We start from the raw sequence: 7,487 nt of genomic DNA on the forward strand, positions 1-7,487 counted from the left end.
ACAGCTCCTACGCGTCGGTCCGGATGTAGACGTTCTTGGTCTCGGTGAAGCGCTGCAGCGCCTCCGGCCCCAGCTCGCGGCCCACGCCGGACTCCCCGAAGCCGCCGAACGGCGTCCAGTACCGCACCGAGGAGTGCGAGTTGACCGACAGGTTCCCGGCCGCGACCCCGCGCGCCAGCCGCAGCGCCCGGCCCAGGTCGCGGGTCCAGATCGAGCCGGACAGCCCGTACCGGGTGGCGTTGGCCAGCCGCAGCGCGTCGGCCTCGTCCTCGAACGGGAGCACCACCGCGACCGGGCCGAAGATCTCCTCGGTGACCGCGGGGACGTCCGGCCGGGTCGGCGCCAGCACCGTCGGCGGGTACCAGAAGCCGGGCCCGTCCGGGACGGCGCCGCGGGCCAGCACCGGCAGGTCGGGGGTCACGTACGAGGCCACCCGCCGCACCTGCGCGGCCGAGATCAGCGGGCCGATCGTGGTCAGCGGATCGGCCGGGTCCCCGGTCCGGACCGCCTCGACGGCGGGCAGCAGCAGGGCCAGGAAGTCGTCGAGGACCTCCCGCTGGACCAGGATCCGGCTGCGGGCGCAGCAGTCCTGGCCGCTGTTGTCGAGGAAGGACATCGGGTCGGCCGCACCCGCGAGGTCGGCGTCGGCGAACACGATGTTGGGGCTCTTGCCGCCGAGTTCGAGGGTCACCCGCTTCGCCCGGGCCGCGCAGCGGGCGGCGACCTCCTTGCCGACCAGGGTGGAGCCGGTGAAGACGATCTTCCGCACCTCCGGGTGGTCCACCAGCGCCCGGCCGGTCACCGGCCCGGATCCGGGCAGCACCTGGAACAGGCCCTCGGGCAGTCCGGCGGCGAGGGCGAGTTCGGCCAGCCGCAGCGCGGTGAGCGGGGTCGCCTCGGCGGGCTTGAGCAGCACCGCGTTGCCGGCGGCGAGGGCGGGTGCGAAGCCCCAGGCGGCGATCGGCATCGGGAAGTTCCACGGCGCGATCACCCCGACCACGCCCACCGGTTCGTGGAAGGTGACGTCCAGGCCGCCGGCCACCGGGATCTGCCGTCCGGTCAGCCGCTCCACTCCCCCGGCCGCGTACTCCAGCAGGTCGCGGACGTTGCCCGCCTCCCAGGTGGCGTTGCCGATGGTGTGGCCGGCCTCGGTGACCTCCAGGGCGGCGAGTTCGGGGACGTGCACCTCCACCTGGTCGGCGAAGCGCCGCAGCAGCCGGGCCCGTTCGCCGGGCGCCAGGGCGGCCCAGCCGCGCTGCGCCGCGACGGCGCGCCGCACGGCGGCGTCGAGCTGCCCGGGCGTGGTGTCGGGCAGGGTGGCGAGGACCTCACCGGTGGCGGGGTTGCGGACGGTGCAGGCGGAGGACGCCGTCCCGGCGCGGGTGGCGGTGGTCGTGTCGATGGTGGTCACATCCGCTCGAAGGATCGGTAGCGCTCCCAGTCGGTGATCGCGCCGTCGTAGGCGTCCTGCTCGACCCGGGCCATGTGGAGGTAGTGCTCGACCACGTCGTCCCCGAAGGCCGTGCGGGCGAGTTCGCTCGCGGCCCACAGGTCGGCGGCCTCGCGCAGTGAGCCGGGCACCCGGGCGTAGTCCTCGACGGCGTAGGCGTTGCCCAGGCAGGGGGCGGGCAGCTCCAGCTTCAGCTGAACGCCGTGCAGGCCGGCGGCGATCATGCCGGCCACCGCCAGGTAGGGGTTGACGTCCCCGCCCGGCACCCGGTTCTCCATCCGCAGGCCGGCGCCGTGCCCCACCACCCGGTAGGCGCAGGTCCGGTTGTCCCGGCCCCAGGCGACCGCGGTCGGCGCGAACGAGCCCGGGCGGTACCGCTTGTAGGAGTTGATGTTCGGCGCGTACAGCAGGGTGAACTCCCGCAGCGCGAGCAGCTGCCCGGCGAGGAAGTGCCGCATGGTGTCGGTCATCCGGCCGTCGGCGGCGGCGAACGCCGGGGCGCCGACGGCGTCCCGCAGCGACAGGTGGATGTGGCAGCTGTTGCCCTCGCGCTGGTCGTACTTGGCCATGAAGGTGAGGGCGCAGCCGAGTTGGGCGGCGATCTCCTTGGCGCCGGTCTTGTAGACGCTGTGCTGGTCGCAGGTGGTGAGCGCGTCGGCGTAGCGGAAGGCGATCTCGTGCTGGCCGAGGTTGCACTCGCCCTTGGCGGACTCCACCACCAGGCCGGCGCCGGCCATCTCGGTGCGGATCCGGGAGAGCAGCGGCTCGACCCTGGCGGTGCCGAGCAGTGAGTAGTCGACGTTGTAGAGGTTGGCCGGGGTGAGTCCGCGGTAGCCGCCCTGCCAGGCTTGTTCGTAGGTGTCCCGGAAGACCAGGAACTCCAGCTCGGTGCCGATGTCCGCGGCCAGGCCGTACTCGGCCAGTCGGGCGATCTGGCGGCGCAGCAGCTGGCGGGGCGCGGCGGCGACCGGGTGGCCGCCGCGGCCGGCGAGGTCGGCGGTGACCTGGGCGGTGCCGGGCTGCCAGGGGGTCAGCCGGAGGGTGGACAGGTCGGGCCGCATGGCGAAGTCGCCGTAGCCGGTCTCCCAGGACGAGAGCGCGTAGCCGTCCACCGTGTTGAGTTCGATGTCGACGGCCAGCAGGTAGTCGCAGGCGTCGGCGCCGTGCTCGGCCACCTCGTCGAGGAAGAAGCCGGCGGCGAAGCGTTTGCCCTGGAGGCGGCCCTGCATGTCGGTGAAGGCCAGGGCGACGGTGTGCACCTCGCCCGCGTCGACCAGCGCGCGCAGCTCGTCGAGGGTGAGCGGGGCGCGCCGGCGGGGGGTGCCGGGCCCGGCGGCCCCGGGTGCGGTGGCGCGGTCGGACATGGCGGGCGCCCTCCTCGTCTTCCTCGATCACGCAGCGAGACCGGTCGGTCACAGCGAACCGTACGGCCTGGCGCCGACAGCGCGGAAGAGGGCGGACGGGTGTGGCGCGCCGAGGTGCGAGGTTGACGGGTGACCGGGCGGGACGGGAGGAGAATGCGCGCCATGGATCGCAGCCCTATTGTCGGCGTCAGCACCTATCTGGTGGACGCGAGTTGGAGCGACTGGCGCGACCGCCGGGTGGCCCTGGTGCCCGAGCGGTACACCGCCTATGTACAGAACTCGGGCGGGATCGCGGTGCTCCTGCCGCCCGACGCCCCCGAGCGCGCGCCGGAGGTGCTGGCCCGGCTGGACGCCCTGGTCGTGGCGGGCGGGCCGGACATCGACCCGGCCTACTACGGACAGCCGCCGCACCCGCTGAGCGATGTCGACGCGGTCGAGCGCGACGTCTGGGAGTCGGCGCTGCTGCGGGCGGCGCTGGCGTCCGGGATGCCGCTGCTGGGGATCTGCCGGGGCATGCAGGTGCTGAACGTGGTGTGCGGGGGCACGTTGATCCAGCACCTGCCCGACGTGGTGGACGTGGACGTGCACGGGGGCTCGCCCGGCCGGTACGGGACGCATGTGGTGCGGCCGGTGCCGGGGACGCTGCTGGGCGGGCTGCTGCCGGAGCCGGAGCTGACCGTGCCGACCTTCCACCACCAGGCGGTGGACCGGCTGGGGACCGGGCTGCGGGTGTCCGCGCACGCGCCGGACGGGACGGTGGAGGCGGTGGAGGGGCCCGGGTTCACGCTCGGGGTGCAGTGGCATCCGGAGCAGGGGGAGGACCTGCGGGTGATGCGGGCGCTGGTGCGGGCCGCGACGGCGGCGCGGTCGTTGCAGCTGGAGCCGATGGAGGTGGGGTAGCCCTCCGGGTGGGGCGGCGGGACCGGAGGGCTGTTCCGGTTCCGGCTCCGACCACCGTGCCGGCCCCCGTTCCGGACCGGGCTCCGACTGCGGACCGGGCCGCGGTTCGGGCTCCGGTTCGGGCTCCGGCCGCCGTTCGGGCTCCGGTTGCGGCGGCGGCTCGGGCCGGGGGGTGCGGCCGGGCGGGTGCCCCGGCTCCGTGCCCCCGGAGCGGTTCGGCGGCGGCGAGGAGGGCGGGGAGCATCCGGGCGGCGTGCTCGGCGCGGCCGCGGGCGGACGGGTGCACCCCGTCGGGGCCGAGGAGGTGCCCGGCCCGGCCGGCGGATCCGGGGCCGGCGGCGGGCGCGACCGCGGCCCCGGTGCGTTCGGCGACGCGGATCTGACGCCGGGCGAGGCGGCGGGCGCGGGGCGCGCCGAGGAGCCGGGCCGGGGCCCGGAGGCCCGGCGCGAGGCCGGGGTCGGGGCACGGCACGACGACCGGGTGCCAGCCCGTGTCGCGGAGCCGTCGGAGCACCAGGGCGAGGCGGCGGACCGCGCGGCCGACCGGGAACGGGAGCAGGGCGTCGGCGCCGCCCACGACCACCACCGCGATGCCTGGCCGGAGCCGGGCCGCCCCGGCGAGCTGGTGCCGCAGGGCGGCCGTGGTGGCACCGGGCCGGGCGAGGACCCGGAGGTCGACGGGCCGGTCGAGGTGCTCGCCGAGGGAGCGGGCGAGGCGGGCGCCGAGGGTCTCCTCGGGCCGGGCGGCCCCGGGGCCCAGGGCGAGCGAGTCGCCGAGCAGCAGCAGGGTGAGCGGCCGGGGGTCGGCGGGGTCGTCCGGGCCGTAGCGGCCGTCGGCGGCCGGGCCCGACCAGTCGGCGGGCGGGCGACTCATCAGCAGTCGGGCGCAGAGGCGGACGGTGAGCGCGGGCGGACGAGGTGCGCCGCCGTCCCGTCCGGGGCCGATCCGTTCGCCGCCGTCCCGCCCGGGGCCACCCGGGCGGGGGTTCCGGGCCGGGTCCGGAAGCGGGGCTCGCCCGCAGCCCGCACAGCCGTGACGGACCGTCACCCACCGCTCGATGAGCGCCAGTTCCACGAGGTGGTGGACGGACCGGGCCGTGGTGATCTTCACGGGCGTCGATCGTGGCGCAGGCGCTCGGGGGCGCGCAAACCGGGCTCACCCGCCCGGGTGAGCGCCCTGGGTCCCGTCCCGCCGATCACTCCCGGGGGCGCGGGTCGGCGGGGGCTCAGCCCAGGGGCAGTCCGGCCGCCGCCGCGAGCACCCCGGCCGCGCCGGCGGCCAGCAGTGCGAGCACCACGCCCCGCCGGGCGATCACCAGCCAGAGCAGGGCCCCGGCCAGCACGCCCCACTGCCAGCCCTGGCCGAGCGCGGCCGCCAGCGGCAGGGCCGAACCGGCGATGGCGCCGACCACCGCCGGTCCGGCGCCGGTGAGGAAGTCCCCCACCCGGCGGTCGGCCCGGAGCCGGTCGAAGTGCCGGCCGCCGAGGATCACGAAGAGGAAGGACGGCGCGAAGGCGGCCACCGCCGCGAGCAGGCCGCCGCCGATCCCGGCGGCCGCGTAGCCGACCGCCACGACCGTGTGGACCACCGGCCCCGGGGTGACCTGGCCGAGGGCGACGGCGTTGAGGAACTGTCCGTCGGTCATCCAGTGGTAGCGGTTGACCGCGTCGTCCCGCATCAGCGGGATGATCACGAACCCTCCCCCGTAGGAGAGCGCGCCCACCTTGAACGCGACCCAGGCCACCGCGCCGAGCCCGCCCAGAGCGAGCGGCCCGGTGGCGAGCGGCAGCACGGCCCGTCCGCCCGATCCGCCCCCCTCCCGGCTTCCCCTGCCTCCCCGGTCGACCCGGTCGGCCCGGTCGGCCCGGACGGCGATCTCGGTGAGTCCGGCGGCGATCAGCACCAGCACCAGCCAGGGGCCGGTCAGCACCGCCGCCACCGCCCCGGCCAGCGCGTACCCGATCCAGCGGGCGCGGGCGGCCCGGCCCCGGCCCATCCGGCCGAGGCCGGCCGGGGCCAGCGAGGTGGCCGCCTGCACCGCGACCGCGGGCACGGCCGCCCCGGCGCCGGCCGCCGCGCCGAGCACCCATCGCGGCGGGTGGCCGGCCAGGAACAGCGCCGCGAGCGCCAGGATCAGCACCAGCCCGGGCCCGATGAAGCAGATCCCGCCGACCAGCGCCCCGGGCACACCCCGCAGTCGCCACGCGGTGAGGACGGCCAGTTGGGTGGAGGCCGGGCCGGGCAACAGATTGGTGGCCGCGATGCCGTCCTCGAACTCCTCGGGGGTCAGCCATCGCCGCCGCTCCACGCAGAGCCGACGCAGCAGCAGGATGTGCGTGGGCGGCCCTCCGAACCCGGTGACACCGATCCGGCCCCACTCGCGGGCGATGACGCCGAGGCCGACCACCCGTTCGGCTCCCGCGGTGCATCCGTCCGGCCCCATGCGCCTCTCCCCTGTTCAACAGCGGCGAGACGATACCCGAGGAGGGTTACGGCGAGGCGATGGCAGCGGCAATGACAACGGTCTCCAATGCAGCCTTTGGATCTTCGTTCGATGTGCGGTTCACTTCGGGTGCGGGGCCGCGTCGTGGACGTCGCCCCTTGCCCCCACGCGTTCATGGGCTCCAGGAGAGGACTTCGATGGCCGGCCACGAGCACTCCCAGCATGATCATGAGCATGACCACAAGCACGGCGGCCGGGGCGGCCACGGCGGCCATTCGCACGGCGTGTCCGCCGACGCCGACCGCCGGTGGCTGCTGAGCGCGCTCGCGCTGATCGTGGTGTTCATGGCCGGTGAGGTGGTGGTCGGCTTCGCCGCCCAGTCGCTGGCGCTGATCTCGGACGCCGCCCACATGCTCACCGACGCCGCCTCGATCGTGCTGGCCCTGATCGCCATGCGGCTCTCCGCCCGCCCGGCCCGCGGCGGCTACACCTACGGGCTCAAGCGCGCCGAGATCCTCTCCGCGCAGGCCAACGGCGTCACCCTGCTGATCCTGTCGGCCTGGCTCGGCTACGAGGCGATCAGCCGACTGCTCGAACCGCCGGAGGTGACCGGTTCGCTCGTCCTGATCACCGCACTGGTCGGGATCGTGGTGAACGTGGCCGCCACCTGGTGCATGTCCAAGGCCAACCGCAGCTCGCTGAACGTCGAGGGCGCCTTCCAGCACGTCCTCACCGACCTGTACGCGTTCATCGCCACCGCCGTGGCCGGTCTGATCGTGGTGACCACCGGCTTCGCCCGGGCCGACTCGATCGCCTCGCTGATCGTGGTCGCGCTGATGCTCAAGGCCGGCATCGGTCTGGTCCGCGACTCCGGACGGATCTTCCTGGAGGCCGCGCCCGCGGGGATCGACCCGGACGCGGTGGCCGACCGGCTGGTCGACCAGCCGCTGGTCGAGGAGATCCACGACCTCCACATCTGGGAGATCACCTCCGGGCAGCCGGCGCTCTCCGCGCACATCCTCGTCACTCCGGGCGGCGACTGCCACGCCGTGCGGCGCGAACTCCAGGGCCGCCTGGCGGGCGAGTACGGGATCACCCACAGCACCCTCCAGGTCGACCACGTCGGCGAGGACGAGGCCGGCGCGCTGCTGCAGATCACCACCGCGGGCGAGCTCGCCGCCGAGCACTGCGCCGACGCCCACGGCCCGGTCCACCGCGCCGGACCGCACAAGCACTAGGTGCTGTTGAGGATTGGGATCATGTGGTTGAGGTCAGGAGCTTCAACCACATGATCGATCCGCGAAGGTGTAGGCCAGCCGCGTAGCTTTC

The 7,487-nt window shown here is 75.2% G+C and carries 6 protein-coding genes; 2 read left to right on the plus strand and 4 right to left on the minus strand.

The window, feature by feature from the left end:
* Positions 1-7 precede the first annotated feature (7 nt).
* On the minus strand, positions 8-1,411 hold the full coding sequence (locus ACIQ9P_RS34690; RefSeq protein ID WP_402365350.1) for an aldehyde dehydrogenase family protein: 1,404 nt from the start codon (positions 1,409-1,411) through the stop codon (positions 8-10).
* On the minus strand, positions 1,408-2,814 hold the full coding sequence (locus ACIQ9P_RS34695; RefSeq protein ID WP_402365352.1) for a glutamine synthetase family protein: 1,407 nt from the start codon (positions 2,812-2,814) through the stop codon (positions 1,408-1,410). Before ACIQ9P_RS34695 ends, ACIQ9P_RS34690 begins: the two co-directional genes overlap by 4 nt.
* A 162-nt stretch (positions 2,815-2,976) precedes the next feature.
* On the opposite strand from ACIQ9P_RS34695, the gene ACIQ9P_RS34700 reads away from it, so the two are divergent.
* The gene (locus tag ACIQ9P_RS34700; protein ID WP_402365354.1) at positions 2,977-3,714 is read left to right on the plus strand and encodes a gamma-glutamyl-gamma-aminobutyrate hydrolase family protein; all 738 of its coding nucleotides are present in this window, start codon (positions 2,977-2,979) and stop codon (positions 3,712-3,714) included.
* Here ACIQ9P_RS34700 and ACIQ9P_RS34705 read toward each other — a convergent pair.
* On the minus strand, positions 3,596-4,825 hold the full coding sequence (locus ACIQ9P_RS34705) for a GDSL-type esterase/lipase family protein (protein ID WP_402365356.1): 1,230 nt from the start codon (positions 4,823-4,825) through the stop codon (positions 3,596-3,598). The two genes, ACIQ9P_RS34700 and ACIQ9P_RS34705, sit on opposite strands and share 119 nt — an antisense overlap.
* A gap of 115 nt (positions 4,826-4,940) precedes the next feature.
* Positions 4,941-6,158 (minus strand): chromate efflux transporter, encoded by a 1,218-nt coding sequence (gene chrA / locus ACIQ9P_RS34710; RefSeq protein ID WP_402365358.1) that lies wholly within the window; start codon positions 6,156-6,158, stop codon positions 4,941-4,943.
* Between the two features lie 197 nt (positions 6,159-6,355).
* Between chrA and ACIQ9P_RS34715 the strand changes: the two genes are divergently transcribed.
* Positions 6,356-7,396: a cation diffusion facilitator family transporter gene (locus ACIQ9P_RS34715; RefSeq protein ID WP_402365360.1), complete on the plus strand. Its 1,041-nt coding sequence runs from the start codon at positions 6,356-6,358 to the stop codon at positions 7,394-7,396.
* The last annotated feature ends 91 nt before the right edge of the window (positions 7,397-7,487 follow it).

The organism is Kitasatospora sp. NPDC094019 (assembly GCF_044764505.1).
Taxonomy (GTDB): domain Bacteria; phylum Actinomycetota; class Actinomycetes; order Streptomycetales; family Streptomycetaceae; genus Kitasatospora.

What these genes read in the sequence shown, in the direction of transcription:
- ACIQ9P_RS34695 (WP_402365352.1), bottom strand. Translation starts at nt 2,814, where the DNA reads ATGTCCGACCGCGCCACCGCACCCGGGGCCGCCGGGCCCGGCACCCCC.
- ACIQ9P_RS34700 (WP_402365354.1), top strand. Translation starts at nt 2,977, where the DNA reads ATGGATCGCAGCCCTATTGTCGGCGTCAGCACCTATCTGGTGGACGCG.
- chrA (WP_402365358.1), bottom strand. Translation starts at nt 6,158, where the DNA reads ATGGGGCCGGACGGATGCACCGCGGGAGCCGAACGGGTGGTCGGCCTC.
- ACIQ9P_RS34715 (WP_402365360.1), top strand. Translation starts at nt 6,356, where the DNA reads ATGGCCGGCCACGAGCACTCCCAGCATGATCATGAGCATGACCACAAG.